This window comes from Streptomyces sp. HmicA12 (assembly GCF_000373565.1).
In the GTDB taxonomy this organism is placed as follows: domain Bacteria; phylum Actinomycetota; class Actinomycetes; order Streptomycetales; family Streptomycetaceae; genus Streptomyces.
Map to the genome: position 1 here is coordinate 147622 of NZ_KB891851.1, position 24507 is coordinate 172128.

The 24507-nt window shown below is 73.4% G+C and carries 19 protein-coding genes and 1 pseudogene; 9 read left to right on the forward strand and 11 right to left on the reverse strand.

Annotated elements, in window-relative coordinates; all coding sequences use genetic code 11:
• Nucleotides 1-26: 26 nt before the first annotated feature.
• The 4 genes from B072_RS0139710 to B072_RS47925 form a co-directional block, all read right to left on the reverse strand.
• Entirely contained in the window at nucleotides 27-2270 is a 2244-nt protein-coding gene (locus B072_RS0139710; RefSeq protein WP_018535568.1) for a hypothetical protein, read from the reverse strand.
• A gap of 64 nt (nucleotides 2271-2334) precedes the next feature.
• Nucleotides 2335-2688, reverse strand: coding sequence for a hypothetical protein (locus B072_RS0139715; protein ID WP_234019017.1), 354 nt, complete (start codon nucleotides 2686-2688; stop codon nucleotides 2335-2337).
• Nucleotides 2689-2874: 186 nt separating this feature from the next.
• Nucleotides 2875-4098 (reverse strand): cytochrome P450, encoded by a 1224-nt coding sequence (locus B072_RS0139720; protein ID WP_018535570.1) that lies wholly within the window; start codon nucleotides 4096-4098, stop codon nucleotides 2875-2877.
• Nucleotides 4095-4871 (reverse strand): alpha/beta fold hydrolase, encoded by a 777-nt coding sequence (locus B072_RS47925; RefSeq protein ID WP_026246802.1) that lies wholly within the window; start codon nucleotides 4869-4871, stop codon nucleotides 4095-4097. The genes B072_RS0139720 and B072_RS47925 overlap by 4 nt, the downstream gene beginning before the upstream one ends.
• 114 nt (nucleotides 4872-4985) lie before the next feature.
• Between B072_RS47925 and B072_RS47930 the strand changes: the two genes are divergently transcribed.
• Nucleotides 4986-5846, forward strand: a complete 861-nt coding sequence (locus B072_RS47930) for a pentapeptide repeat-containing protein (protein ID WP_018535572.1) — start codon at nucleotides 4986-4988, stop codon at nucleotides 5844-5846.
• Here B072_RS47930 and B072_RS0139735 read toward each other — a convergent pair.
• Both B072_RS0139735 and B072_RS0139740 read right to left on the reverse strand, forming a co-directional pair.
• Nucleotides 5843-6451, reverse strand: a complete 609-nt coding sequence (locus B072_RS0139735; protein WP_018535573.1) for a chorismate mutase — start codon at nucleotides 6449-6451, stop codon at nucleotides 5843-5845. The two genes, B072_RS47930 and B072_RS0139735, sit on opposite strands and share 4 nt — an antisense overlap.
• 64 nt (nucleotides 6452-6515) lie before the next feature.
• Nucleotides 6516-6953, reverse strand: a complete 438-nt coding sequence (locus B072_RS0139740; RefSeq protein ID WP_018535574.1) for a hypothetical protein — start codon at nucleotides 6951-6953, stop codon at nucleotides 6516-6518.
• 159 nt (nucleotides 6954-7112) lie between these two features.
• On the opposite strand from B072_RS0139740, the gene cyc2 reads away from it, so the two are divergent.
• Both cyc2 and phsA read left to right on the forward strand, forming a co-directional pair.
• Nucleotides 7113-9464, forward strand: coding sequence for a germacradienol/geosmin synthase Cyc2 (cyc2, locus tag B072_RS45075; protein WP_018535575.1), 2352 nt, complete (start codon nucleotides 7113-7115; stop codon nucleotides 9462-9464).
• 109 nt (nucleotides 9465-9573) lie between these two features.
• Nucleotides 9574-11460 carry an O-aminophenol oxidase PhsA gene (gene phsA / locus B072_RS0139750; protein ID WP_018535576.1) on the forward strand — a complete coding sequence of 629 codons (1887 nt, stop codon included), beginning with the start codon at nucleotides 9574-9576 and terminating at the stop codon, nucleotides 11458-11460.
• Here the strand turns inward: phsA and B072_RS45080 are convergent.
• A pseudogene (locus B072_RS45080) lies at nucleotides 11457-11768 on the reverse strand (CTP synthase); the annotation flags it as partial. The gene phsA and the pseudogene B072_RS45080 overlap by 4 nt on opposite strands.
• Nucleotides 11769-12125: 357 nt before the next feature.
• On the opposite strand from B072_RS45080, the gene B072_RS0139760 reads away from it, so the two are divergent.
• The 3 genes from B072_RS0139760 to B072_RS0139770 all read left to right on the forward strand — a co-directional run bounded on the left by B072_RS0139760 (nucleotide 12126) and on the right by B072_RS0139770 (nucleotide 14868).
• Complete coding sequence (locus B072_RS0139760; RefSeq protein WP_026246805.1) at nucleotides 12126-12725, forward strand: PDZ domain-containing protein; 600 nt, start codon at nucleotides 12126-12128, stop codon at nucleotides 12723-12725.
• A 129-nt stretch (nucleotides 12726-12854) separates the two neighbouring features.
• Nucleotides 12855-13982: an aminopeptidase P family protein gene (locus B072_RS0139765; RefSeq protein ID WP_026246806.1), complete on the forward strand. Its 1128-nt coding sequence runs from the start codon at nucleotides 12855-12857 to the stop codon at nucleotides 13980-13982.
• Nucleotides 13983-13986: 4 nt separating this feature from the next.
• Complete coding sequence (locus B072_RS0139770) at nucleotides 13987-14868, forward strand: aminoglycoside phosphotransferase family protein (RefSeq protein WP_018535580.1); 882 nt, start codon at nucleotides 13987-13989, stop codon at nucleotides 14866-14868.
• Nucleotides 14869-14961: 93 nt separating this feature from the next.
• On the opposite strand, the gene treZ is transcribed toward B072_RS0139770, so the two are convergent.
• Both treZ and B072_RS0139780 read right to left on the reverse strand, forming a co-directional pair.
• A complete protein-coding gene (gene treZ / locus B072_RS0139775) occupies nucleotides 14962-16707 on the reverse strand; it encodes a malto-oligosyltrehalose trehalohydrolase (protein ID WP_018535581.1) in 1746 nt (581 codons plus the stop codon).
• 158 nt (nucleotides 16708-16865) lie between these two features.
• Nucleotides 16866-17798, reverse strand: a complete 933-nt coding sequence (locus B072_RS0139780) for a GNAT family N-acetyltransferase (protein ID WP_018535582.1) — start codon at nucleotides 17796-17798, stop codon at nucleotides 16866-16868.
• A gap of 120 nt (nucleotides 17799-17918) precedes the next feature.
• Between B072_RS0139780 and B072_RS0139785 the strand changes: the two genes are divergently transcribed.
• A complete protein-coding gene (locus B072_RS0139785) occupies nucleotides 17919-18470 on the forward strand; it encodes a DUF1707 and FHA domain-containing protein (RefSeq protein ID WP_018535583.1) in 552 nt (183 codons plus the stop codon).
• 135 nt (nucleotides 18471-18605) lie between these two features.
• The gene (locus B072_RS0139790) at nucleotides 18606-19061 is read left to right on the forward strand and encodes an SSI family serine proteinase inhibitor (protein ID WP_420707617.1); all 456 of its coding nucleotides are present in this window, start codon (nucleotides 18606-18608) and stop codon (nucleotides 19059-19061) included.
• A 170-nt stretch (nucleotides 19062-19231) separates the two neighbouring features.
• Here the strand turns inward: B072_RS0139790 and B072_RS0139795 are convergent, their stop codons facing one another.
• A complete protein-coding gene (locus B072_RS0139795; protein ID WP_026246808.1) occupies nucleotides 19232-20473 on the reverse strand; it encodes a M14 family zinc carboxypeptidase in 1242 nt (413 codons plus the stop codon).
• 407 nt (nucleotides 20474-20880) lie between these two features.
• On the opposite strand from B072_RS0139795, the gene B072_RS0139800 reads away from it, so the two are divergent.
• Nucleotides 20881-22038: a cytochrome P450 gene (locus tag B072_RS0139800; protein WP_018535586.1), complete on the forward strand. Its 1158-nt coding sequence runs from the start codon at nucleotides 20881-20883 to the stop codon at nucleotides 22036-22038.
• A 23-nt stretch (nucleotides 22039-22061) separates the two neighbouring features.
• Here B072_RS0139800 and treY read toward each other — a convergent pair whose 3' ends face one another.
• The gene (gene treY / locus B072_RS0139805; RefSeq protein ID WP_018535587.1) at nucleotides 22062-24446 is read right to left on the reverse strand and encodes a malto-oligosyltrehalose synthase; all 2385 of its coding nucleotides are present in this window, start codon (nucleotides 24444-24446) and stop codon (nucleotides 22062-22064) included.
• Between the last annotated feature and the right edge of the window lie 61 nt (nucleotides 24447-24507).

A 24507-nucleotide genomic window follows, 5' to 3' on the forward strand; every position in this document is an offset into this window, starting at 1 on the left:
GCCCCTCGCTCTCGTGCGTCTCCGGGTCAGATGCGGCGGCGCAGGGACGCCGCGTTCCCGGACGGGCGGTCGCGGTCGGCCGCCCACCTGTCGAGCCAATACAGCAGCCGTTCGCGGTGCTTGCCGGGCTTGCGGGCCACGTCGGCGAGGAGCTCCGTGACGCGTCCGAGGCCGCCGGGGCACAGGTCGGCGTACGTGTCGATCCATTCCCGCAGCGCGGCCAGCGCCGTGTCCTGCACCGGGCGCCTGGCCAGCGCGCGCGCCCACAGCTCCACGAGGCACTCGTGGTGCGCGGGCAGCGAGCTCAACAGCAGCGGAACCCCGGGCACCCCTGCCGCTTCCCTGCCCGCGGCCGGACGCTCGTACGGCTGGGAGACCGCGAAGACGAAGGCGGAGAGCGTCTTGACGACCATGGGGGACAGGTCCTGCGGCGCGGACCAGTCCCGGTAGGCGTCGAGGAGCGTGCCCGCCCGTCCCTGGTGGATCAGGTGGACTCCGCCCCAGGCCACCGAGGGAAGGGTGCCCCAGTCGTCGCCGCGGTCGAGCGCGCGGCGCAGGACGGCGACGGCCTTCTCGGGGGCGCCGCGGCCGAGGATGCCGCCCGCCGCGTTCGCCGCGGTGCCCGCCAGGCGGCGCTCGTACGCCGAACTGCCGCTCCGCGCCCACGAGTCGAGCAGTTCCCAGACGGCCTCGGCCGATTCGGGCCGGCTTCCGGCCACGCCCAGCGCGGTCGCCGCCGCCTGCCGCTGCGGCCAGGACGTACTGCCCGCCCAGCCGGTGAGGAACCGGTGCACCGCGTAGTGGTGATCCGCCCAGGCGAGAACGCCCGCGGCGACGGAGGCGCGGGCCCGCACCTCCAGGTCACGGTGGCCGAGCAGTCGGCGCAGCCATTCGAGGACGGCCTCCCGGCGCCCGTCGAGCGTGCTCCACGCGTGGACCAGGACCGCCTGCCCGAGCAGCGCGTTGCGGTATCTGACCCGGGGCGGGCCGCCCGCGGCGAGCGGATCGGACCCGGCCGCTTCGAGCCGGATCCACTGCTGCTCATGGCCGAGACGGTCGGCGAACCGCAGGTCGAACGGGGCCGGTTCGGGCGGCGTCAGGGCGGCGTGGAGCCGGACGGCCGCCTCGGCGACGGTGAGGTAGCTGCTCTCCTCCAGGACGGCCGAGGCGAGCGCGAAGGCGACGGCCTCGGGCGCGCGGTGCCGCCGGAACCATGAGCGGACCTGGTCGCTGGGGTCGCGCAGGGCGGCGACCGCCCCGGCGAGATCGCCGTCCGCGCTGATCACGGAGGCGAGCCGCACCGCGTGCCGGGCGGCGGGCTGCTCGCGCAGGGCCTTCACGGCGTTGGTGGAGGTGAGCAGCGCGTGCAGTCGGCTCCGTGCCTCGGGCTCCGGCGCGTGGCCGAGCACCCGCCGTTCCAGCACCACCAGGGGGTCCGTCGCCGTGAGTTCATGGCGGGCGAACGCCTCCGTGCCGGCCGCGCTGGTCGCGGCGAGCGCGAGGTCGTGTCCGCCGGTGAGGACGAGCAGACAGCCGGCGGTACGGAGCCTGGCCGCGACCGCCGTCAGTTGCCGGACCCCGAACTCCCGGGCGCCCGCCGGCCCGTCGTCGACCTCGACGAGGTACCCGCAGTTCTTGACGGGCGGTTCCCAGCCGGGTTCGGTCAGCGCCGAGGGGTCGAGCAGCCGGTGACAGCCTCCCTCGTGGGCGCCGCTGAGGGCCGTGGCCTCGGAGAGCAGGTTGACGGCGGTGGCCGCGCGCCCGCTTCCGGGCGGTCCGGTCAGGACGAGCAGCGACTGCTCGCACAGCTCGTCGAGCGCCGTGTCGTACCCCTCGGGCTGTACGAACAGCTCGGTGTACTCGACGAGTTCGGCGCCGTCGAGCGCGATGGTCTGGCCCGCGCGCCGGCCGGGACCGGGGCCGCGGGAGCCGGCGGTGTGGAACCCGCCGCCGAAGCTGACGCTGTCGTTGAAGAGCGCGAGCGTGCCGATGCTGGTGCCCGACGCGTCGGCGTTCAGCCGGGCGGCGATGAGGTCGGCGATGGCGGACGCCCGATGTGCCTCCGACCGCTCGGCGGCGTCGGGCCCCGCGCCGGAGACGAGCGAGCGCAGGGCGTCGGTCTCGCTGACGGGACCGTCCTGCTCCTCGTCGAAGGGACGGGCCTCGGGCTTCGTGGACTCCTCGGCGGACGGCGGGGCGTCCGCGGGCGAACCGTCGCCCGTGGTGGTGTCGGCGGCCGGCCGGGAGTCAGGCGCTGATTCCTCGCTCAATGGATCTCGGTCTTCCGGACGTGGCGGTGGCGCGGAACGAGCCGCGCGGACGGCGCGAGGGTGGCTACGAGATGTTCCAGTCGCCCTGGATCTCGACCTTCTCGTTGAACACCTGGGCGGTCTTGATCAGGGCGGCGGTCACCTGCGCGCCGTTGCCCCGGGCCGCCACGGCCTCGTCGACCATGCGGCGCATCTCGTCCTCGAAGCCGCGGTCGAGCAGCATGTGGGCGGCGAGAACCCGCTCGAGCTCCTGCTGGGCGCTCTCGTCGTCGGGTGCTCGGGTCACCTGGTCGAGGGCGCTCTCGGCGGCGGAATCACCGCGGAACCGCACGCGGATCCGCTCGATCAGCCGGGTCCAACCGGCCCACCCCGCACGCCCGGCCTCCTGGCCCGCGCTCTCCAGTGCTCCCTTTGCCACGAGTGCGACACCCGCGGCCGCGACAGCCGTCACCGGATCCATCTCGTTCCCCCGATTTCACCTGTGGACCGGTGGCACACACGATCCACGAGGTCACTGTAGGTCACAGGGGTGGCCAGGGTCCGGGCCTTGCGCATCTTCGGACCAGGTTGACCGAAACTTGACCGTGGCACGGACTTCCGTGGATCAACTCCCCTTCAGGGGAAGCTCCTTGATCCCGTTGATGAAGTTCGACACCAGCCGCCGCGGCGGCCCGGCGAGGGTCAGGGTCGGCAGGGCCCGGCCCACCTCCTCGTACAGCACCCGCAGTTGGAGCCGGGCGAAGTGTGCGCCCAGGCAGACGTGCGGGCCGTCGCCGAACGAGACGTGAGGGTTGGGGGTGCGCGTCAGGTCCAGGGCGAAGGGGTCGCGGTGGACGCGCTCGTCGTGGTTGGCCGAGGCGTGGAAGACGACGACCTTGTCGCCCTTGGTGATCCGCGTGCCGGACAGCGTCGTGTCGTGGGCGGCCGTGCGGCGGAAGGTGAGGACGGGCGGGTGGCGGCGCAGCAGCTCGTCGACCGCCGTCGTCAAGTCCACCCGTCCCGCGCGCAGTTGTCGGTACGCGGACGGGTGCTCCGCCAGCAGGGCCAGGGCTCCCGGGGCCGCGCCGCGGACCGTGTCGTTGCCCGCGACGGTCAGGAGGAAGAAGAACATCTGGCGTTCGGGCGGGGTGAGTTCGGGGTCGGCGGCGAGCGTCGTCATGACGTCGTCGGCGGGGTGGGCGCGTTTGTGGGCGGTGAGTTCGTCGGCGTACGCGAACATGTCGGCCAGCGCGGCGGGGGAGCGCGGGTTCACGCGCGCTGAGCCTTCCGGCGCCTCGTCGGGGTCCTGGTAGCCGATGACGCGACGCGTCCAGTGCAGCATCAGGCTGCGGTCGGACTCGGGGACGCCGAGCAGGTCGGCGAGGTTGAGCAGGGCGTAGTCGTCGGTGACCGTCGCGACCAGGTCGACCGTGCCCGGTGTCTCGAGTGCCTTGACCAGCAAGGACCTCGCGCGGTCGCGGGCCGCCCGCGTGAACGCCTCCACGCGGCGCGGGGTGAACGCGCGGCTCACCAGGCGGCGCAGCCTGCCGTGGGCCGGCGGGTCCTGGTTGAGCATCATGCCGCGGATGAAGGGCAGGTCCGCCGGGTCCGGGTCGCGGATCTGGGTCGCGCCCAGGTGCGAGGAGTACGTCGCGGAGTCCTTGAGGACCCGGACGACGTCCGCGTGCCGGGTCACCGCCCAGAAGCCGGGGCCCGCGGGCCAGCCGAGGACCGCCGGTTCGTCCTGCCACGCCACCGGGTGGTGGTCGCGCAGCGTGCGGTAGCGGTCGTGCGGGACCCCGCGCCCGTACAGGCGGGGGTCGAAGACGTCGGGGACCGGCGTCGTCATGCGGCGTCCGCCCGCAGGAAGTCCTCCGCGACCCGGATCAGCGCGAGCGGCGCCTCGTCCATCGCGTAGTGCCCGCACACCGGGAGGTCGACCAGCTCACCGCGGACGAACCAGCGCAGCCATGTCGCACGGGTCAGGTCCGCCGAGAGCGCCGGGTCGAGCTGGCCGGTCACGGCGAGCGCGGGCGTCGTACAGCCCTCCAGGCCGGCGTGGAAGTCGTCGCCCGTCCACGAGTCGAGCCAGGCCCGGAACGCCTTGGCGTCGCTGCACTCCAGCGAGCGTGCCACCATGCGGTCCAGCCAGGCGGCCGGGCGGACGCCGCCCGTTGTGACGTCGAGGATCGCGCGCCGGTGCTCGGGCCTGGTGTCCGCCGTGGAGAACAGCTCCCACTGCTCGGGCGGCAGCGGCAGCCCGGACGCCGGGACCGGGGACACGCCCACGATCCGCCGCACCCGCCCCGTCGCGTTCGCCACCACCCGCTGCGCCACGCTGCCGCCCATCGAGTGCCCGACCAGGGAGAACCGGGTCCAGCCGAGCCGGTCCGCGAGGTCCAGCACGTCCGCCGCGCCCTCGGCCGTCGTGTACGCGCCGGGCACGTCCTTCGCCCTGCCGTAGCCGCGCAGGTCCACGAGCGCGTACTGGAACGACTCGCGGTCCAGGTCGGGCACGATCGGCGCGTACGCGGAGCGGTCGGCGAACCAGCCGTGCACCGCGATCACCTTGTGCGGTCCTTCGCCGTGCAGTTCGTGGGGCAGGTGGAAGGAGGAGGCCACGTCGACTCCCGGAGGTGTGGGGGCGGTGCCGGTCGCGTCCACGGTGGCGCGGACCGGTGCCACCGTAAAGAGGGCGTACCCGGTCGTACCCCGGCCATCGGCGACAATGGGCGTGTGACCTCCTCCGATGCCGGCTCCGATCCCGTGCCCGCCGACCCGCACCGCCTCGAACTGCTCGCCGACTGCGGTTCCTGCTTCGGCCTGTGCTGCGTGGCGCTGCCGTTCGCCAAGTCCCACGACTTCGCGGCGGACAAGAACGCGGGCACCCCCTGCCGCAACCTCCAGGACGACTTCCGCTGCGGCATCCACACCCGGCTGCGCGACGAGGGCTACCCGGGCTGCACGGTCTTCGACTGCTTCGGCGCTGGCCAGAAGATCTCCCAGGTCACCTTCGAGGGGATCAGCTGGCGCGAGCGCCCCGGGAGCGCGCGGACCATGACCGAGGTCTTCCCGGTCATGCGCCAACTGCACGAACTCCTCTGGTACTTGACCGACGTACTGGAGCTGCGCCGCGCCGAACCCGTGCACCGGGAGGCCCGCGGCGCCCGCGCCGACATCGAGCGCCTCACGCGCGCGGGCGCCGACGAACTGCTCGCCGCGGACGTCCCCGCGATCCGGGGCGAGGTGAACGAGCTGCTGCTCAGGGCGAGCGAGCTGGAGCGCGCCGTGGTTCCCGGCCGCAAGAAGAACCACCGCGGCGCGGACCTGATGGGCGCCCGCCTGCGCAAGGCCGACCTCCGCGGCGCGAACCTCCGCGGCGCCCTGCTGGTGGCCGCCGACCTGACCGGCGCCGACCTCCGCTCGGCCGACCTGATCGGCGCGGACCTCCGCGACACCCGCCTCACCGGCGCCGACCTCACCGACGCCCTGTTCCTCACCCAGGCCCAGCTGAACGCGGCACAGGGCGACGCGTCGACGAAGATCCCGGAGGGCCTGACGCGCCCGGGGCATTGGCAGGCGGCAGCGCCCCGCTAGGGCCTGTCCGCGCACACGGACGGCAACGCCCGTGCCAGTCCGGCCCGATGCAGCGCGTCGAACCCTTGGAGCCGCGCCTCCCGCCCCGCCACCGCCACGAGTACCGGCGCGCACCCCACCGTCCCCCGCCCGGCCCGCGCGTCCCGCAGCGCGCCGAGCAGCTCCCCGGTGATCCGGTCGAGCGCGGGCCGCACCTCGGTCGCGAGGTCGGGCCGCTCGGCCGGACGCTCGCCGGGGTGCGCGTCCCACCGGGCGTAGAGGCCGCGCTGCACCACCTTGTTGGCCTCGATCTGGTCGCGGAACACGGCCTGCGCGTACGCCGGGTCGAGCCCCAGTCCGGCCGAGCGCGCCGCCACGTCGTCGAGGACCTGCCGCTCGCGCGCCGGGTCGTCGATCGGCGTGGACGTGCCGTACTTGGCGGCCGCGACCTTGTCGGCGAGAGCGAGCCGCTCGGCCGCGAGCGAGCTGACGGTGGTCAGGGCGCGGGGTTCGACGTGGGCGGCCGCCGCGGTGGGCGCGCCGGACGTGGTGGCCGCGGCGGGGACGGCCGCGCCGCCGAGGGCGAGAACGGCGGTGGCGGCGATGACCAGGGTGCGGGTGCGCAACGTGTGAGTCCCTCGGGTCGTACGGGCGTCGGGCACCCTGTGTATCAAGCGACCGGCGTCCGGTTCATCGCCGGAACGTGTGGAATTCGCACAGGTCCGGGTCGGTCGTGTACGCGTACAGGACGGGGGCGGAGCGGCTGCCGCTGATGTCGTAGTCGTAGAGGCTGCCCGTCAGGCTCAGTTCGAGGTCGACGCCGTTCTCGTCGGCGTTGTCGAGGTCGGGGACGAGCGACCAGGCGCCGGTGACGGCCCCGGTGCGGTCGTCCCGCGACGAGTCGTCCAGGTCGATGCTGTCGGGCCAGCCGGTGTCGGCGGTGAAGGCCCCGGGGCGCAGCACGAGTTCGCCGGACGGATCGCCGTGCCAGGTCCCGACGAGATCGGCGGCGGTGATGCCGGCGGGCGTCGGTCCTTCGGGTCCGCAGTAGCCGATCCGTCCCATGCAGCCGGACGCGAACATGGCCACCAGTGTGAGCGCGCAGGCGAGAACAGCCGTACGGAACACGGAACCCCCCAGGTTTTGAACGTGTTCAAGTGCGCACAGCGTACCCCGTGGAGCAGCCCGCTTCCCCGACGGGAGTGGAATCACTCCCCGTTCACGCGATGGTGCGATCATGTGCCGCCCCGGGGATGGCCGTTCGGGGCCGTGGGTAGAGCCGCGCACATGACTGAGCCGTCCTCACAGCCGTTCCGACTGCCGCGCTTCTACATGCCGTACCGGGCGCGCATGAATCCGCACCTCGAAGAGGCGCGGGCCCACTCCACCGACTGGGCCCGCGAGATGGGCATGCTGGAGGGCTCCGGCGTCTGGGAGCAGAGCGACCTGGAGGCCCACGACTACGGACTGCTGTGCGCGTACACGCACCCCGACTGCGACGGCCCGGCGCTCTCCCTGATCACCGACTGGTACGTGTGGGTCTTCTTCTTCGACGACCACTTCCTGGACATGTTCAAGCGCACCAACGACCGCGCGGCCGGCAAGGCCCACCTCGACCGGCTGCCGTTGTTCATGCCGATGGACCTGGACGCGGAGGTCCCCGCGCCGGAGAACCCCGTCGAGGCGGGGCTCATCGACCTGTGGCGGCGCACCGTGCCCGCCATGTCGATGGAATGGCGCCGCCGCTTCGCCGAGTCGACCGAACACCTGCTCAACGAGTCGATGTGGGAACTCTCCAACATCGACGAGGGACGGATCTCCAACCCGGTCGAGTACATCGAGATGCGCCGCAAGGTCGGCGGGGCGCCCTGGTCGGCCGGGCTCGTCGAGTACGCGACCGCCGAGGTCCCCGCGGTCGTGGCGAGGTCGAGGCCGCTGCGCGTCCTCATGGAGGCGTTCTCCGACGGCGTCCACCTGCGCAACGACCTGTTCTCGTACGAGCGCGAGGTCCAGGACGAAGGGGAACTCTCCAACGGCGTCCTGGTGCTGGAGACCTTCTTCGGCTGCACGACACAGGAGGCGGCGGAGGCCGTCAACGACGTACTCACCTCACGGCTGCACCAGTTCGAGCACACCGCGCTCACCGAGGTGCCCGCGCTCGCCCTGGAGAAGGGGCTCACGCCGGACCAGGTCGCGGCCGTCGCCGCCTACACGCAGGGCCTTCAGGACTGGCAGTCCGGCGGCCACGAGTGGCACCTGCGGTCGAGCCGCTACATGAACAAGGGGGCTGTCCAGGAGCGCCCGTTGGGCGGGCCGACCGGGATCGGGACCGAGTCCACCGACGTACGGGCACTGTTCGACGCGGTCGGGGCCGAGCGGCTGCGGGCGTACACCCATGTGCCGTTCCAGAAGGTGGGCCCCTCCAGGATCCCCGAGCTCTACATGCCGTTCGAGCTGCGGCTCAACTCCGGCCTGGCAGGCGCGAGGGAGCGCCTCGTCCCCTGGGCGCACCGGATGGGCATCCTGGCGGAGGGCGTCTGGGACGAGGACAGGCTCGCGGCCGCCGACCTGGCCCTGTGCTCGGCGGGCCTCGACCCCGACGGCACGCCGGAGGCGCTCGACCTCAGCGCGCAGTGGCTCGCCTGGGGGACGTACGGGGACGACTACTACCCCCTCGTCTTCGGTCATCGGCGTGACATGGCCGCGGCCCGGCTCTGCACCGAGCGCCTGTCGGCGTGCATGCCGATCGCCGGTGAGGAGATCCCGGCACCGGCCAACGCCATGGAGCGCGGCCTCGCCGACCTGTGGCTGCGCACCGCGCGCGACATGACTCCCGACCAGCGGCGCAGCCTCAAGGCATCCGTCGACGTCATGACGGAGAGCTGGCTGTGGGAACTCGCCAACCAGATCCAGAACCGGGTCCCCGACCCCGTCGACTACCTGGAGATGCGCCGCGCCACCTTCGGCTCCGACCTGACCATGAGCCTGTGCCGCCTCGGCCACGGGCCCGCCGTACCGCCCGAGGTGTACCGCAGCGGCCCCGTCCGCTCCCTGGAGAACGCGGCGGCCGACTACGCGATGCTGGTCAACGACGTGTTCTCGTACCAGAAGGAGATCGAGTACGAGGGTGAGGTCCACAACGCGATCCTCGTCGTGCAGAACTTCTTCGGAGCCGACTACCCGACAGGCCTGCGCGTCGTGCACGACCTGATGACGCAGCGCATGCAGCAGTTCGAGCACGTGGTCGCGCATGAACTGCCTCTTCTGTACGAGGACTTCAAGCTCGACCGGTCGGCGCGGTCGGTCATGGACGGCTATGTCGAGCAGCTGCGCAACTGGATGTCCGGCATCCTCAACTGGCACAGGGAAGTGGACCGTTACCGCGCCGACCACCTCGCCGACCGCGCCCACGGCTTCCTGCCGGACCGGATCCCGGCCTCGCCGCTGCCTCTCATGACACCGCCGGTGTACGCGCCCGAACCGCCGGCGGTGACACCCGCGCCGGACCCCGTCGACTCCGCCGCCGCAGTCCCCGCCGGGATCGGAGCGCCGCTGCCGTCCACGGCGCCGCCGCCGCTGCCCTTCGCGTGGAAGGCGTCGGTTCCGGTTCCGGTTTCCGGACCTCCTCGTCCGGAATGACGGGTTCAGGGAACTTTGGTGGGGTCCCCGCGGTCTTGGTAGGTGAGACGGCCACTGACCGGCCGTACGACCGGGGGACTTCACGAGAACACACGGGGGTGTTCTTACCTTGACCGAGATCGCTGAGATCTTCGACCGCATCACGGACGGACCGACCGGGGGAGAGGCGGGGGAACTGGTGCCGTACGCGGCGCCGTTGACCGTGCCGCCGGTGCTGCGGCCCGCGTCCGACGACGTACTGAAGGAGACCGAGATCGCGCTGCGCCCGGTGTGGCAGCGCCTCCACCCGCAGCTGCCGCCCACCCTCATGTGGGGGTACGACGGACACGTGCCGGGCCCGACGATCGAGGTGCGGCGCGGGCAGCGCGTCCGCATCGCCTGGACCAACCGCATCCCGAAGGGCGGCGAGTACCCGGTGACGGCGGTGGAGGTGTCGAACGCGACACCGAACCCGAGCACCGAGCCCGGCCGCGGCAAGGTGCCGGTCCCGCCGATCGCCGACGTCGCGGCCCTGCCCGCCTGGTCCGTCACGCATCTGCACGGCGCGCAGACCGGCGGCGGCAACGACGGCTGGGCGGACAATGCGGTGGGCTTCGGCGACGCACAGCTCTCCGAGTATCCGAACGAGCACCAGGCGGTGCAGTGGTGGTACCACGACCACGCGATGAACATCACGCGGTGGAACGTGCAGGCGGGCCTGTACGGCACGTACCTCGTCCGTGACGACGAGGAGGACGCGCTGGGGCTCCCGAGCGGGGAGCGGGAGATCCCGCTGCTCCTCGCGGACCGGAACCTGGACACGGACGAGGACGGCAGTCTGAACGGGAGGCTGCTGCACAAGACCGTCAAGGTCCAGGAGGCGAACCCGGAGACGGGCAAGCCGGTGTCCCTGCCCTTCACCGGCCCGTACACGACGGTGAACGGGAGGATCTGGCCGTACGCCGAGGTGGACGCGGCGTGGTACCGCTTCCGCCTGGTGAACGCGTCGAACGCGCGCATCTACGACCTGGTCCTCATCGACGAGGACGGCGACCCGGTCCCGGGCGTCCTGAAGCAGATCGGCAGCGACGGCGGGCTGCTGCCCCGGCCGGTGCCGGTCGACTTCGACGACGCGCTGCCGACGCTGACCGTCGCGCCTGCCGAGCGGATGGACCTGCTCATCGACTTCGCGGCGCTCGCCGGCCGGCGGGTCCGCCTGGTCAACAAGGGCCCCGGGCAGCCGGCCGGGGTACCGGACCTGCCGGGCAACGTGCGCTATCCGGACGTCCTGGAGTTCCGGGTGCGCGACTGCGGCGCACAGGACACCTTCACGCTGCCCGAGGTGCTCTCCGGCTCCTTCCGGAAACTGACGCACGACATCGAGCACGGGCACCGCCTCGTCGTGCTGACCCCGCCCGCGACCAAGGGCGGCGGCGGACACCCCGAGATGTGGGAGATGACGGAGGTCCCGGCGGAGGAGGCCGCGCACCTGGAGCTGCCCGCCGAGGGCATCATTCAACTGGTCAACGACAAGAACGAGTTGAAGACCTACCGTCGTACCTCACGGACCTTCAACGACGGGCTCGGCTTCACCGTCGCGGAGGGAAGCCACGAGCAGTGGAGCTTCCTGAATCTCGCGGTGAACCCGCCGGTGGTGCACCCCATGCACATCCACCTCGCCGACTTCCAGATCCTCGGCCGCGACGCCTACGACGCGTCGGGGTTCGACGTGACGGTCGGCGGCACGGCCGAGCCGGTGACGTACGACGCGAAGACCACCGTCCCGTTCCCGCCGAACGAACACGGTTACAAGGACGTGTTCCGTGCGCTGCCCGGGCAGATGCTGCGCGTCATGGGCAAGTTCGACGGGGCGTACGGGCGGTTCATGTACCACTGCCACCTCCTCGAGCACGAGGACATGGGCATGATGCGGCCGTTCGTCGTGATGCCGAAGGAGGCCCTGACGTTCGACCACGGGGCCGGGCACGGGGGTGACCACGGCGGACACACCGCTTAGACGGAAGTCGCGGCCCGCGCGTGCTCGACCGCCGCGCGGGCCGGCGCCTGCACGATCGGGTGCGGCCGGCTGCCGTCACCGTGCAGCTCCGGCCGGAACAGCGTGGCGAGGAAGAACGGGTGCCGGTCGGTGCCGAGCTCGGCGATCCGGACCTGTCCCTCCTCGTCCGTGCCGGTGAACCGCAGACCGTGGGCGCGCAGCGTGTCCAGGTGGCCGGCCGGGCCGTAGCCGCAGAGGTAGCGCTCGACCGTGCGGTCCGCGCCGAGCACCGACTCGGCGAGCGACCCCGCGGTCAGCGTCACCGTGCCCGGCACCGACCTGCGGACCCTGCTCACGCTCGCCGCGGCGGGCCACGGCCTGACCGTGCTGCCCGCCTCGCTCGCCGCGGACGTGACCGGAACGGTCGCGGTACCGCTCACCGCGCCACGCGTCGTGCACCGCACGGAACTCGTCCACACGGGGGTGCCGCCGAGGCCCGGCGGAGCGGTTCGCGGCGGCCCTGACCGGCTGACCGGTGACCGGCCGCACCGGCTGACCTGGGCGTGCAGCCCGGAATTCGAGCGGGCTCCGGCACTCTCACTCGTTCGGGGATCGTCGCGCGCCGTCGCCGCGGGTAGGGCTGTGGCCGGAGGCGAGCGGCCCAGGAACGCGGAGGCGAGCGACCCATGGATCAGACTGCGTTGCGTCCCAAGTCCATGCCGGGAGCCGCCGGGGCGGACCCTGATCCTGATCCCGGGGCCGAGCCCGGTACGGGCGGCGCCCGCACCCCGAAGCGGGGGCCCCGCCCGCACGCCGCGCGGCGCCGGGGCCGCCGCCTGGTCGGATGGCTCTTCGGCGTGCTGTGCGCGCTCGTCCTGGTGCTCGCGGGCGTGGGCCTCGGCACCGTCGGCGCGACCCTCATCGGCCTGAGCAAGATGGCCGAGATGCAGCAGCGGGCCGCCGCGGCCGGACCGGCGCCGTCGGCGAAGCCGAGCCCCGCCCCGAGCCGCGCCGCCGCGCGGGGCAGCCTCGGTGTCGAGGTCGTCGACGCGCCCCGTGGACCGGGCGCGCTCGTCGTCGCCGTGCACGTACCGGGACCCGGCTACACGGCGGGCCTGGTCCGCGGCGACGTCCTGCTCGGCCTCGGCACGGCGCGGATCGGCTCGGCGAGCGACCTCGCGGCCGTGGTCGCCGACGCACGGCCCGGACACGAGCTCACCCTCGACGTACGGCACGACAGCGGCGCACGTCAGGAACTGACGGCCGTCCCCGGGGTCGTCACCTGAGCCCGGGGCCGCCCGAGCGCCGTCGGCCCATGGCCGAGGGGCCCACTCGCGCCGCCGCCCCGCGACGGGCAGGATGCTGCAGTGGAACCGACACCCGCGAGCACCCCGCACGCCTACGGAGGCCCGGACATGACCACCGGCACACCCGCGCCCTTCACCGCAGCGGACTACAAGGCCCGCATGGACCGGGCCGCACGGTCCGCCGCCGACGCCGGGCTCGCCGGAGTGCTGGTCGCGCCGGGCCCCGACCTGGTCTGGCTCACCGGCTACCACGTACCGGCCGACACCGAGCGGCTCACTCTCCTCGTGCTCGCCGCCGGGCAGGAGCCCACCCTCGTCGTGCCGACCCTGGAGGCGCCCGACGCCGCGAAGGCAGCGGGCGCGGACGCCATGACGCTGCGCGACTGGACCGACGGCAAGAACCCGTACGACATCACCGCGCCCCTGATGGACGTCTGCGGCCGCTTCGGCGTCAGCGACAACGCCTGGGCGATGCACCTGCTCGGCCTGCAGAGGACCCTGCCCGAGACGTCGTACGTGTCACTGACCGAGGCGCTCCCCATGCTGCGCGCCGTCAAGGACGCCGCCGAGCTGGAGCGGCTCGCGGCGGCCGGTGCCGCGGCCGACGCCACGTACGAGGAGATCAAGAAGGTCGCCTTCGCGGGCCGCGAGGAGAACGACATCGCCCGTGAACTGTCCGATCTGCTCAAGCGGTTCGGGCACTCCCAGGTCGACTTCACCGTCGTCGGCTCCGGGCCCAACGGCGCCAACCCGCACCACGAGGCGGGCGAACGCGTCATCCAGCACGGCGACATGGTCGTCCTGGACTTCGGCGGGCTCAAGCACGGCTACGGCTCCGACACCACCCGCACCGTGCACGTCGGCGAGCCGACGGACGAGGAGCGCGAGGTCCACGACATCGTCCGCGAGGCCCAGACCGCGGCGTGCGACGCGGTGCGGCCCGGCATCGCCTGTCAGGACGTCGACCGGGTCGCCCGCAAGGTCATCACCGACGCCGGGTACGGCGAGTACTTCATCCACCGCACCGGGCACGGCATCGGCGTCACCACCCACGAACCCCCGTACATGATCGAGGGCGAGGAGCAGGAGCTGGTGCCCGGCATGTGCTTCTCCGTGGAACCCGGCATCTATCTCCCCGGCCGCTTCGGCGTGCGCGTCGAGGACATCGTCACCGTCACCGAGACCGGCGGCCGGCGCCTCAACTCCACCGCGCGGGACATGGCGATCGTGGGCTGACCCCGTGCAGGAGCCGCTCGCCGAGGACACCGTGCGCCGCCTTCTGAAGAGCGTCCTTCCGGACGGCGGCGGCATCGAGCTGCGCCCGGTCACCGACACGGCCTGGTGGGTGGGTGCGGGGCACGTGCTGCGGCTCGCGCGGGACGCGCGGGTCTCCCAGGGACTGCGCCGCGAGGCGCGGCTGCGCGACCTGCTCCGTCCCTACGTCACCGTCGCCCTGCCGGTGTGCGTCGCCGCCGGGGAGTGGGCGCCCGGCCTCGCCTACGCTCTGGACACCCGGCTGCCCGGGGAGTCCGCCGAGACCCGCGACGTCACCGCGGCCGGCGAGGAGGACCTCGCGGGGCTGCTCACCGGGCTGCACGCCGTGCCCGTGGCGCGGGCCGTGCCGCTCGGGGTGCCGAAGGTGGCGCCGCGCTCCCTGGAGAACCTGCGCCGGGAGGCGAAGCGCGCCGCGGAGTGGCTCGACAGGGAAGGGGAGTTCGAGGCGGCCCGCCTCGGGCAGCTCACGGCCCAGGCGGTGGCCCAGCTCGGGCCGCAGGCCGACGCGGTGCTCGTCCATCACGCCGTCACGGGGCAGCATCTGACCGTCTCGGCGGACGGGCGGGTGCGCGGAGTCCTCGACTGGGCCGACGTGGTCGTGGGCGATCCGGCGGAGGACATCGCCGGTCTCGCGATCTCGGTGGGTGCCAGAGCGGCGGTGCGCTCCGCGACGCTGGCCGGGTACGGGGCCCGGGTCTGCCTTCGCGGGTTGTGGCTGGCGCGGTGCGACGCGCTGGTCCGTCTCGCCGCGCGGCTTCAGGGGGCGGGTGGGGGGTCTGCGGGGTTGTTGCGGGTGCGGATGGAGCGGGCGTGGGAGGCGATCCTGCTGGAGCTGGTGTCGGAGTGACGCGGGGCGCGGGTCCAGGGCAAGCCGCGCGGAGCGCATGGAACTGCGCGACCAGCCCCCACGCACCCGCAGGTGAACCCGCACCCCGAACCCCTACGGCGCCTCCACCACCACCGCCGACTCCGCCGGAACCGTCAACAGCCCGTCGGAACCCGGTGACTGGACGGAGTCCCACGCGGCCAGGACGCGGGTGACCGGGCGCCCCAGCGGGATCGACACCTCCGTGCGCGACAGGTTCACCGCCACCCGCACGTCCCCGCGCCGGAACGCCACCCACCGGGCCCGTTCGTCGAAAGCGACCCGTACCGCCGCCAGATCCGGGTCCTGAAGGTCCGTACGGGCGCGTCGCAGGGCGATGAGATCCCGGTACCAGGCGAGCACGCGCGCGTGGTGCCCCGTTTCGCGCTCCGCCCAGTTCAGGCAGGAGCGCTCGCGCGTCGCCGGGTCCTGCGGGTCGGGGATGTCCGCCTCGGCCCAGCCGTGCGCCGCGAACTCCCGCCGCCTGCCCTTGCGTACGGCCTCGGCGAGCGAGGGGTCGGTGTGGTCCGTGAAGAACTGCCAGGGCGTGCTGGCGGCCCACTCCTCGCCCATGAACAGCATCGGCGTGAAGGGGCTGGTGAGGACCAGGGTCGCCGCACAGGCCAGGAGGCCGGGGGAGAGGGACGCGGAGAGGCGGTCGCCCTGGGCGCGGTTGCCGATCTGGTCATGGGTCTGGGTGTAGGCGAGGAGGCGGTGCCCGGGGACGCGGGAGCGGTCCAGGGGACGGCCGTGCCGGCGGCCGCGGAACGTCGAGTACGTACCGTCGTGGAAGTAGCCGTGCGTGAGGGTCTTGGCGACCGCGGCGAGCGGCTCGCGCGCGAAGTCGGCGTAGTAGCCCTGCTGTTCACCGGTGACGGCCGCGTGCACGGCGTGGTGCATGTCGTCGTTCCACTGCGCGTGCACCCCGAGGCCGCCCTGGCGGCGGGGTGTGATGACGCGCGGGTCGGCGAGGTCGGACTCGGCGATCAGGAACAGCGGGCGGTCCAGGCGCACCGCCAACTCGTCGACCGCGGTGGAGAGTTCCTCCAGGAACGGCAGAGCGCGGCCGTCGTGGAGCTCGTGGACCGCGTCCAGGCGCAGGCCGTCGAGGCGGTAGTCGCGCAGCCAGGCCAGCGCGCTCTCGATCAGGTAGGCGCGGACCTCGTCGGAGCCGGGCGCGTCCAGGTTCACGGCGCTGCCCCACGGCGTGTGGTGGGTGTCCGTGAAGTACGGGCCGAAGGAGGGCAGGTAGTTGCCGGACGGGCCCAGGTGGTTGTGGACCACGTCGAGGACGACGCCGAGGCCCAGTTCGTGCGCGGAGTCGACGAAGCGCTTCAGTGCCTCGGGTCCGCCGTACGGCTCGTGGACGGCCCACAGGCTGACTCCGTCGTACCCCCAGCCGTGCCGGCCGGGCACCGGGCACAGCGGCATCAACTCGATGTGCGTGACGCCGAGTTCGGCCAGGTGGCCCAGGTGCGCGGCCGCCGCGTCGAGCGTGCCCTCGCGGGTGTACGTGCCCACGTGCAGCTCGTACAGGACCGCCCCGGACAGTTCGCGCCCGGCCCAGTCGCCGCGCCACGCGTACCGCTTGTGGTCGACGACCGCGCTCGGGCCGTCGGGGCCGTCGGGCTGGCGGCGTGAGCGCGGGTCGGGCAGGACGGGGCCGCCGTCGACCGAGAAGCCGTAACGGGCCCCGTCCGCGGCGTCCGCCGTCCCCGTCCACCAGCCCGCGCGGTCCGGGTCGCGACCCAACGCGCGCGTGGAGCTGTCCACTTGGAGATCCACGCGCTCGGCCTGTGGTGCCCACACCTCGAACTGCACGGGCGTTCCCCCTCGTACGTAACAGGCGTAACAGGATGTCTGCTCACGGTGACGATGTGTCCCATGGTGCGTCAGACATCGTCGTCACGCGGCCGGTTCGTCGAGGTGGGTTCCGCGTCACACGGAGATCACGCGCGGATCAGGCCCGCACGGCCGGATCAGACGTAGTTGACGCGCTTCTGTGCCACCGGGTACCCGGCGCGGGCGAAATGCCCCGCCATCGGGACGTTGCCGTCGTCGGTCGCCGCCGCGATGAACTCGGCTCCCCGCTCGACCAGGAAGTGCGTGCACTCCACCAGGAGGTCATACGCGTATCCGTGGCCGCGCTGCTCGGGCACCACGCCGATGAAGCCGATGCAGGGGCCCGACGGATTGTGCGCCGGCACATGGATGCCGACCAGCTCGCCGTCCTCCGTGTACGCCAACCGCAGCCACTCGCGCGGCGACGGGCACCAGTGGAAGAAGTCCAGCTCCTCCTGCGCGGCCTGGTCGAGGCCACCCTCCTCGACGGCCTTGAGCGCGTGCGCGTCCAGCGTCACCGAGTGCACGCGGCGCAGCACGTCCAGGATCACCTCGTCGTCCGGCTCGGTCCGGAACTCCAGGCGGCCGGGCCGCTCGGGGATCCCGTCGGCCGGGGTCCAGCGGTAGCGGAAGCGCTCCACGAGGCGGCGCATCCCCGCCGCCTCCGCCGCCCGCATCCGGGCCTCGGCGGCGGCCCTCACCTCGGGCAGCTCCTGCCAGTCCGGCGGCAGCATCAGGTCGTACTCCGCCCGCAACGGCGCCCGGCGCAGCAGCTCGACGGCCGCCTCCTCCTCGCCGTCGGCGAAGTCGAACCAGTCCAGGGCCTTGGGCTCGTCGTCGTCCGGTCCGCCCCACCACGCTGCCCGCGCCACGACACGGTCGCCGCGCAGCGCCACCCACGTCCAGTCGGGCCGGTACTCGCCGCCCCGGGCGACGGTGCGGTGCACGGACTTGGTGAGGGCCCGGCCGACCAGGCCGGGGTCGTCCAGCGCGTGGAACAGATGGGCGTCGTCCTCGACGAGGGCGCGGATGATCAGGTCGTGCGAGGCGGTGCCTACTGCAGAAGGCAAGAAATCTCCTTGAAGGGCGGCCCGTTGCCGGCCGCGGCCGGATGAACGTACACAGCGGTCCGGACCCGACGCTCCCCATTTTCTGGACACCTCGGCCGTCGCTGCCGGACAATCGCACCTGTGACGGCATCTTTTGAGCACCACACGTACCCGGCTCGGCTCTCCGACGCCGAGCGGGAGCGTGCGCTGAAGGTGCTCAGGGACGGCGCCGCGCTCGGCCGGCTCTCGCACGACACGTTCGTACGCCGGATGGAGCTGGCCCTCACCGCCCGCAGGCCGGACGAACTCGCCGCGCTCACCGCCGACCTGCGGGACGAGAACCGCTGGGTACGGGCGATGCTCGGGGCCGTGGGCGCCGTCTCCGGGTTCACGGTGCGGCTGCGCCGGGCCTGGACCGTGGAGCGGCTGCCGAAGCTGCTGCTGCCCCCGGTCGCCCACCCGTACCCGCTGCGCATCGGCCGCGACCCGGCCAACGGCCTGCGGCTCAGCCACGAGACGGTCTCCCGGGTGCACGCCGAACTCAGCCACCACGGCGGCATGTGGGTGCTGCGCGATCTCGGCTCCACCAACGGCACGTCCGTGAACGGACGCAGGGTGATCGGCACCGCCGTCGTCCAGGACGGCGACCAGGTCGCGTTCGGGCGCATGTCGTTCCGGCTTTCGGCCGACTGAGCCTCCAGGGGTGGCCTGTTCGGGTGGATGACTCCGCGCACCGGGTGGGGCGGGGCCTGCCGTGCCGATGCATCCGGGGGTACGGGCGAGCGCCCGCGCATCCCTGGAACGCGAGGAACGGTGACACTCATGACGGTGGGGACGAAACGTCGCACCACTCTGCCCGCTCTGTCGACTCTGCTCGCGGTGGCGGCCGCGGGCGCACTGCTCGGCACGGCGGCCGTCGGCACGGCACAGGCGGTCCCCGGGACGGCGGACCCTCGGGGGACGCTGCCCGGCAACTGGTTCCACGTGAGCGTCATGGAGGGCGACCGCGCCGCAGGTGACCCGAAGGGCACCCTGCTGCGCTGTCCCGCGAGGACAGGGGACAGCCACCCGCACGCGGACGCCGCCTGCCGCGAACTCGCCGCGGCCGAGGGCGACATCAACCGCATCCCCGCCGAGGACCTGACCTGCCCCATGATCTACAAGCCGGTCAGGGCGGTCGCGCACGGCATGTGGGACGGCCGCCGCGTGGCCTACACCCGCGGCTTCTCCAACGCGTGCGTGCTGCACGCCATGACGGGATCGGTCTTCAAGGTCGACGACTGAGCCCCACGAGACCTAGGGCCTGTCTTCAAACTCCCGTCGTCGCCCGGAGGGCGGGCCTCGCGGCGTCAATGGGGTCTCCCCTGCTCGGAGCTTTTCGGAGAGCTTGGGGAAGCGTGCCAGGCGTCGCGGGGCAGACGGGACTTTGCGGACACGACCTAGGGGCGCGCGGCTCAGCCCTGCGCGTGCTGCACCGCCGCGATCGTGGTCCGCGCCTGGTGCTCGACCTGGTGGGCCACCGGCACCCACCGGGCCCCGAACCGCTCCGCGTACACCTCGCACCAGCGGGTGACGAGGAAGTCGAGCCGGGGCGCGGCCCCGTCCTCGGCGTCCTCCAGGACCCGCAGCAGCATCGCGGCGGCCCGCAGCGGCAGCCGCCGGGCGAACGCGTCGATGCTGCCCACGTACGCCATCGTCGCGTCCGGCGGCGGCGGTTGCATCCAGTCGTCGGCGAGCCCGGGCACCAGGCTCAGTGCCCAGCTCGCCGCCCGCAGCAGTGGCCCCCGGGTGTCGGGCAGCCGGGGCAGCGCCTCCGCGAGGATGTCCTCCACGAGCCGGGTGTCGCGGCTGAGGCGCGTCGAGAGCCGCCGCAGGGCCCGCTCGGGGGACGGGTGCGGCGCCGGGTCGTCCACCAGGTCGCTGGCCCACATCGGCACCTCCACGATCGCCGTGGAGCCGCCGTACCGGTGGGCGTGGTGCCAGGTGGAGTGCCGGGCGTCGTCCGGCAGGCTCGGGAACGCCGCCTGCGCGTCGGGGTCCGGCATCACATGGACGCCGGGGCCCGAGGCCGGCCAGCCCGCCGCGTCCGACGCGCCCGTCTCCACCGGTATGTGCAGTTCGGCCGCCGACTTGGCGAACGGCTCGGCGAGTCCCGGGATGTCCCGGGTCAACTGCACCCAGCTGCCGCCCAGTTCGGTGCCGTGCAGCGACACCTGGAGGTAGGGCCGCAGGGTGTCGATGACTCCGGTGAGCGCCGTGGTCTCCGGGGGGAGCCGGTCCGGCGGCAGCACCGAGGGGGACCACTCCGGCTGCTCGGGGCCCGCCGGGCGGAAGAAGTGCCGGTGATAGTCGAGCAGGGTGCGGGGCGCGGGAGTGCGGTGCAGGGCCGCGCCGTCCGGGTCCGCGCACAGCAGGAAGTGCCACGACCGGTCGGATCTCAGCGTGTGGTCGAACAGCGCCCGCCCGGCCAGATGCAGCACCGTGGCGCCACCGGTCGGTTCGTTGGCGTGGGCGCCCGCGACGACCAGGACCGCGCGCGGGTCGTGGCCCACGGACAGCAGATACAGGGGGCGTCCCCCACGCGACGTGCCTACCTGCCGTAGTCGGCACAGGTCAGGTCGTACAGTCGTCAGCTCCCGCGCTGACCGGGCCAGTTGGGCCGCCGTGGGGTATTGCTGGTCCGTCAGGTGACTCACCCCCGTTGGTGCTCCCGCCGTCAGCAATCCGCAGTACCCCACGCCCGGCGGCCGCTGTCAAGAAGGCCTATACCGGTGCTCGGCGCCGACGCAGGCTAGGCACGCCGCGGGTGAGGAACGTCTCGCCGACGGACCGGCGGCGCACGGTGCGGGCACACGTCCCGGCACCGGCCCGCCGCCGTTCCCGCTCCGTCGTCCGGCGACGCCCTTCAGGACGACTTCATACCCACGCGCGCGTGCATCCGACTCCGGGAAGCCGACGGAAGTAGTGCGCGGTTTTGTCCGCGCCGCGTCCCCGGCGTCACCCGGACGGACGTACGAGGCTGCGCGCCCGGGCCCGCGGTGGTGCCCTGGGAGCATCCGTGCGCGGCATCCCGCGCGCACCGGCACAGAGAGGGAGCCCCGCGATGCTGTGCCCCCTCGGCCCCGCCACGCGGCCGGCGACCCGGTATCCGCGCGGGACGCGGACACCTCCGAGCCTCGCCGACCCGGACGTCGCCCGTGAGCCGTACCCGCTGTACCGCACGCTGCGCGACAGCCACCCCCTCCTCCACGACGAGCCCTACGGCGCCTGGCTGCTCAGCCGGTACGCGGACGTCCGCGCGGCCCTCGCGGACCCGCGCCTGGTCGCGCCGCCTCCGGGCCGGACGTTCGCGCACCTGGAAGAGGGCACGCACGCCACCCACCGGGCGCTCGTCGCCCCGGCACTGCAAGGGCGCGCGCTGGCCGCCCTGAAGGGCGGCGTGGAACGCAGCGCCTACGTGTTGGCACGCCGCCTCACGCGGCGCCGGGAAGCGGACCTGGTGGAGGAGTTCTGCCGCTGGCTGCCCACGGCCGCCGTCGTCGCCGCGCTCGGGCTGCCCTACGAGGAGACCGTCCGATTCACCGCCTGGAGCCGGGGCGGGCTGACCCACCTGGGCGCCGCGCCCGCCGACGTGGAGGCCGCCCTGCGCCCCCTCGTCGCGTACCGCCGCGCGCACCCGGGAGACGACCTCCTGTCGGTGCTGTGCACCGCGCGGGCCGGCGGGCGTCCCGTCTCCGACGACCTCGTCACCGGGCTCGCGGCCGCGCTCCTGGGCGCGGGCGGCGAGGCCACCGGCATGGCCCTGGCCGCGTTCCTCGCCAACCTCCTGGACCACCCCGCCCAGTTGGCGCTGGTGCGCGCGAGGCCCGAGCTGACCGACGCCGCCTGGGCGGAGTCGATGCGCCGCGATCCGGCCGTGCACCTCGTGCTGCGCCGCGCGCTGGCCCCCGTTCCGGTGAGCGGCGGCACGATACCGGCCGGTGCCACCGTGGCCTGCCTGCTGGGCGCGGCGGGCCGGGACGCCTCCCGGTTCCCCGACCCGGACCGCTACGACCTGTTCCGGGCGGCCCCGGGCCAGCTGGCGTTCGGCGCGGGGCGGCACCGCTGCCTCGGGGTGCAACTGGCCCGCACGACGGCCGAACTGGGCTCGCGCGCCCTCCTGGAGGCGCTGCCCCGGATGGCCTGGGCCCCGGGCTTCAGGCCCGTCCCCGAAGGGCTGTCGACGCGGGCGCCGCGGGCCCTGGTCGTGCGGCTGCACTGACCGGGCCCGCGACCGCCCGAGGTTCAGTCGGTCCTGACCAGCAGGGCCACCGGCAGCTCCGCGAAAAGCTCCGCCACGCGCGCGTGCCCCCTGAAGCGCCGCCCTGGGGAGAGAAGTTCGGACCAGTCGCCGTCGGGGAGGTCCAGCTCCGTCTCCCGCCAGCCCCCCGCTTCGGCCAGCCGCAGCGACAGCCGGGTCACCGCGACGACGACCCGCCCGGACCGCGCATAGGCCACACAGTGCGCCTCGCCCGGGCCCTGTGCCGTCAGCGGCTCGTAGGTCGCGGCGCCGCCGAACCACTCGGGCCGCTCCCTGCGCAGCCGCAGCGCCGCCCCGGTGAGTGCCCCCTTCTCCACCGAGAGCGGGCCACGCCCCTTCCCGTCGTCGGCGTCGGCCCCGAAGCGGGCGGGGGCCCGGTTGTCCGGGTCGACCAGGGCGCGGTACTCGTACTCGGTGCCCTGGTAGACGTCGGGCACCCCGGGCATCGTCAGATGGACGAGGGCCGCGCCCAGGACGTTCGCCCGCACATGGGGGCTCAGCGCGTCCATGAAGCGCAGTACTTCGTTGCCGGGAGGGCCGCACGGGCCGGACGCCACGAAGTCCCGTACCGCGTCCTCGTAGGCGGAGTTCTGCTCCGTCCAGGTCGTGTAGAGGCCCGCCTCGCGCGCGTGCTTGAGCATCGCCTGCTGCAGCCGCTCCGGGTCGGCCGGGCCGAGGCCCGCCACCATCTGCCAGGCCGCCCAGGCCAGTTGAAGGTCGGGGGCGCTCGAACCGCCGCCGTGCGCGGTCCGCTCGGTGACGTCGGCGAGCAGCGCCTCCCACCGGTCCGGGCACTGGGTGAGGACCGAGATGCCCGCCCGCACGTCCGCGCTGCGCTTCGTGTCGTGCGTGGACAGGGCCGTCGACGTATAGGGCCAGTTGCGCTGCACGCGCGCGCAGTACGCGTGGAACGCCCCCGCGGGCACCGCGGGGTCGCGCGGGCTGCCGCCGACCTCCAGGGCCGACAGGAGCGGCGTGTGGCGGTAGAAGGCGGTGTCCTCGACCGACTTGGCGCGCAACGCCGACGAGGTCTGGGCGAACCGGGCCCGGAACGACTCGTGCCGGGGGCCCGCCCCGCGCCGCCCCAGCGCCAGCTCCCGTACGGCGTCGACGGCACGGGCCTCCTCGGGCACCACGAACGCCGCCTTCGCGTCCGTCGCGGCGGACTCCGTCAGGACCGTCTCGGGAGCGACCCCGCCGGTCACGTACGGCCGGTACACCGGGACACGCACCAGCAGCTCGCACAGGGCCGTGCGCAGCGCCCACGGCGCGTGGTCGCGCAGCTCCGGGTCCGCGGCGCACAGAGCGACCGCCTCGCGCGTCAGCCGGTCCACCTCCGTGGCGAGCCCGTACGAGACCACCCGACGGGCGGCGCGCCGGGCCGTCTCCGCCCACTGCCCGCCCGTGTCGGGGGAGACGCCACTGAACCGCCGGAACAGCCCCAGGAGCTGATCGGCACCGGACGGATCGACGAAGAGCCCGTCGACGTGCCGCAGCGCGTCGTAGCCCGTGGTACCGGCCACCGGCCAGGCCGCGGGCAGCTGCTCGTCGTCCTCCAGGATCTTCTCCACCACGGTCCACCGGCCGTCGGTCGCCTCGTTCAGGCGCTGCAAATAGGCGCCCGGATCGGCGAGCCCGTCGGGATGGTCGATCCGCAGCCCGTCGACGACGCCCTCGCGCAGCAGCCGCAGGATGGTCGCGTGGGTCGCGTCGAAGACCTCCGGGTCCTCCACGCGCACCGCTATCAGGTCCGAAATGGTGAAGAAACGACGGTAGTTGAGCTCCGTGCGGGCCAGGCGCCACCAGGACAGGCGGTACCACTGGGCGTCCAGGAGCTCGGGCAACGGAAGCGTGCGCGTTCCTGGACGCAGCGGGAACACGTGGTCGTAGTAACGCAGTACGTCGCCGTCCACCTTCAGGTGGGGCAGTTCCTCGGCCAGACGGTGGGCGAGGACCGGGAGGAGCACGCGGCCGCCGTGCGCCTCCCAGTCGATGTCGAACCAGCGCGCGTACGGAGACGTGGGGCCGTCCCGCAGCACGTCGCGCAGCGCGGGGTTGTGGCGCGCGACCGCCGCCATGTGGTTGGGCACGATGTCCACGACGAGCCCGAGACCGTGCTCGTGGGCCGTGCCCGCCAGAGCCCGCAGCCCTTCCTCGCCGCCCAGCTCCGCGCGGACGCGCGCGTGGTCGACGACGTCGTACCCGTGCGTCGATCCGGGCACGGCCTCCAGGACGGGCGACAGGTGCAGATGCGAGATCCCCACAGAGGCCAGATACGGGACGGCCGCCGCGGCCGCGGCGAACCCGAAGTCCGGTTGCAGTTGCAGCCGATAGGTGGCTGACGGCGTCGTCGAGGCTTGAGGCGTCATGCGAACCTACGTACCCGTAAGGGCGGCTTTCGTGTCATCGCCGCATACATGTGCCGCGCAA

What these genes read in the sequence shown, in the direction of transcription:
- B072_RS0139720 (WP_018535570.1), bottom strand. Translation starts at nt 4,098, where the DNA reads ATGACGACGCCGGTCCCCGACGTCTTCGACCCCCGCCTGTACGGGCGC.
- B072_RS0139800 (WP_018535586.1), top strand. Translation starts at nt 20,881, where the DNA reads ATGCTGTGCCCCCTCGGCCCCGCCACGCGGCCGGCGACCCGGTATCCG.
- treY (WP_018535587.1), bottom strand. Translation starts at nt 24,446, where the DNA reads ATGACGCCTCAAGCCTCGACGACGCCGTCAGCCACCTATCGGCTGCAA.
- B072_RS0139765 (WP_026246806.1), top strand. Translation starts at nt 12,855, where the DNA reads ATGACCACCGGCACACCCGCGCCCTTCACCGCAGCGGACTACAAGGCC.
- B072_RS0139760 (WP_026246805.1), top strand. Translation starts at nt 12,126, where the DNA reads ATGGATCAGACTGCGTTGCGTCCCAAGTCCATGCCGGGAGCCGCCGGG.
- cyc2 (WP_018535575.1), top strand. Translation starts at nt 7,113, where the DNA reads ATGACTGAGCCGTCCTCACAGCCGTTCCGACTGCCGCGCTTCTACATG.